Below are 2,403 nucleotides of genomic sequence, written 5' to 3'. Positions count from 1 at the left end.
ATCCCGATGGCGATGTCATCTCCCCGGGAACGGTGATTATTTCCGCAGCCGGACATTGCGATGATATAACCAAGGTCGTCGAACCCGTGTTGCAAAAAAATGGGGGTTCCATATACTACATCAATCTATCAAAAGACAGTTTTAAATTGGGCGGTTCATCCTTCGGGCAAATCCGAAACGCCATTGGCAACGAAGCCCCGACCATTATCGATGACGCTTATTTTAAATCCGTATTTAACTCAATTCAAACTTTAATTAGAAACGGGCAAATCGTTGCAGGACATGACGTTGCATCCGGAGGATTGATTACTACGCTGCTCGAAATGTGCTTTGCGGACAATGGGTTGGGTGCCGCCTTGGATCTATCCGATTTGGGAGAATCCGATACTATAAAACTACTGTTTTCGGAAAATGCCGGGATTGTTTTTCAAGGGGATGTGTCCCTAGAAAAAAACCTGTCCGATAAAAAAATCGATTTTAAAAAGATAGGTGAGGTTACTTCCGAAAGTACGCTGAACCTAAAAAACGGAAGTATGGAAATGGGACTGAACATAGCCTCTTTGCGCGACACTTGGTTCAAGACTTCCTATTTGTTGGATGATAGGCAGACTGCGAAAGGATTGGCAAAGGAGCGGTTCGGGAATTATAAGGAACAGGTGCTTGAATATCTATTTCCAGACCAGTTTACAGGGCAACTGTCAGGTCGGGCGCAGTCGGGCGCAGTCGAGAAGCCCAAAGCGGCCATACTCCGCGAAAAGGGAAGCAACTCCGAACGCGAAATGGCCAATGCCATGTTCTTGGCCGGCTTCGATGTCAAGGATGTACACATGACCGACCTGATTTCAGGCCGGGAAAATCTCGAAGATATTCAATTCCTAGGGGCCGTTGGCGGATTTTCCAACTCCGATGTTCTGGGCAGCGCCAAAGGCTGGGCCGGCGCTGTCAAATACAACGAAAAGGCCAATGCGGTCATAAAAAGCTTTTTTGCCAGACCTGATACCTTATCCGTCGGCATCTGCAACGGATGCCAATTGTTCATGGAACTAAACCTCATCAATCCCTATCATAAAACCCACGGTAAGCTGACCTACAATGATTCCCATAAACACGAAAGCAACTTTAGCTCGGTGAAAATCCAAAAAAACAATTCCGTGATGCTATCCGGCCTGGAAGGCTGCACCTTAGGCGTTTGGATTTCCCATGGCGAGGGCAAGTTCATCCTCCCCGAGTCCGAAGAAAACTATGATATCGTAGCGAAATACGGGTACGAGGGCTATCCCGCCAATCCCAATGGCAGCGATTACAACACGGCCATGCTGTGCGATAAGACGGGAAGGCACTTAGTGACCATGCCGCATATCGAACGCTCGATCTTTCCGTGGAACTGGGCGTATTATCCTAAAGATAGAAATGATAAAGTTTCGCCATGGTTGGCGGCTTTTGTCAATGCTAGGGAATGGGTGGAGGAAAAGAGTAAGAAGTAGTCAAAAAATAAAATCCAGTAATCGTGCTGAAAATACGTGAAGCCAAAAAAGCCGATGTCCCAATGATTGTCGCCATGATCGCCAATGACAAGCTTGGCCAACTGCGCGAAAATTATCTGAACCCACTTCCAAACACGTACTATGAAGCTTTTGAAAATATCGCTGCCGATCCCAACCAAGAATTGATGGTCATGGAAACCAAAAACGGTCTGGTTATCGGTACCTTACAATTATCCTTCATCCAATACCTTACCTATCAAGGTGGCATCCGTGCACAAATCGAGGCCGTTCGCGTACATAAAGAATATCGCGGACAAGGCATCGGGCAACACTTGTTCGAGTGGGCCATCCATAGGGCAAAAGAAAAGAAAGCCCATGTCGTGCAACTTACGACGGACAAAAAACGGCCGGAGGCTTTAAAGTTCTATGAAAAATTGGGGTTTACGGCCAGCCATGAAGGCATGAAATTGCATTTGAAAACCTAAACACTAAAAACCAAACCGAATTTTTCCCTATATTTCAACAACCATTCAAATCATGCTATGCAAAACATCACCCGCCTTTTCGATTTTCCCTATTATCAGTTGGAAAAATTCAACCTTACTGCATCCCTTGTAACCAAATACGACGGGAAATGGGTGGCCACATCAACCCGGGAATATGTGGACAAAGCGAATGCCATCAGCCGTGGCCTGCTTCGACTTGGAATAAAATCCAATGAAAAAATTGCTTTGATTTCCATGACCAATCGCACGGAATGGAATATTATGGACATTGGCATCCTACAGCTCGGCGCTCAAAATGTACCGATTTATCCCACTATTTCCGAAGAAGACTATGCCTACGTGCTCAACCACTCCGAATCGACGTATTGCTTCGTTTCTTGCCGTGAAGTATATGACAAGGTAAAAGCGGTACA

The 2,403-nt window shown here is 45.9% G+C and carries 3 protein-coding genes; all 3 read left to right on the top strand.

The window, feature by feature from the left end:
• Window positions 1-1,484 (top strand): phosphoribosylformylglycinamidine synthase subunit PurQ (locus tag ACEW8S_RS08495; RefSeq protein ID WP_373517729.1); only part of this gene is annotated, 1,484 nt, incomplete at its 5' end.
• 23 nt (window positions 1,485-1,507) lie between these two features.
• Window positions 1,508-1,969 carry a GNAT family N-acetyltransferase gene (locus tag ACEW8S_RS08490; RefSeq protein ID WP_373517728.1) on the top strand — a complete coding sequence of 154 codons (462 nt, stop codon included), beginning with the start codon at window positions 1,508-1,510 and terminating at the stop codon, window positions 1,967-1,969.
• Window positions 1,970-2,026: 57 nt separating this feature from the next.
• The coding region (locus ACEW8S_RS08485) for an AMP-binding protein (RefSeq protein WP_373517727.1) at window positions 2,027-2,403 on the top strand (377 nt) is incomplete at its 3' end.

The sequence above is a fragment of the Pricia sp. genome, from assembly GCF_041745955.1.
Classification (GTDB): Bacteria; Bacteroidota; Bacteroidia; order Flavobacteriales; family Flavobacteriaceae; genus Pricia.
Note: the sequence above shows the minus strand (reverse complement) of the source record. Positions and strands in the feature narration are given on the sequence as shown.